This window comes from Salinimicrobium oceani, from assembly GCF_012037645.1.
Genome location: NZ_JAAVJR010000990.1, coordinates 1 through 378 on the forward strand (window position 1 = coordinate 1; position 378 = coordinate 378).

General features: G+C 39.7%; 1 protein-coding gene. It reads left to right on the plus strand.

Annotated features, from left to right (window positions below; translation table 11 throughout):
• Positions 1-153: 153 nt before the first annotated feature.
• Positions 154-378, plus strand: a 225-nt coding sequence (locus HC175_RS20410; RefSeq protein WP_168139865.1) for an EamA family transporter, incomplete at its 3' end; no start/stop codon positions are given.

Consider the following 378-nt stretch of genomic DNA (forward strand, 5'->3'; position numbering starts at 1 on the left):
CAGGCGGGTTTTCTGTTTTTAATGTGGTGCTGCCTGTAAATTTCAATTGATCTTAATTCTAAAAGATCTGTGCGACCTGTTGATCATAATTTAAATTCCTGTATTAGCTACTGCAGCCGATTTATGATTAAGTTTGCACAGCAAATTTTCTGCATGAGTCAGGCCAAAAATCCCCTTTTTATCATCCTTGCCTTTTTCGCGATCTATGTGATCTGGGGATCTACATATCTGCTTAATAAGATCGCGGTTTCTGAACTTTCTCCCTTTATGCTGGCATCAATTCGGTTTACCCTGGCTGGTTTGCTCATCTTTAGTATTAGCAAGTTCATGGGAAAAAGTTTGCGGCTTACCCGGGCACAATTTTTCAATACCGTCATT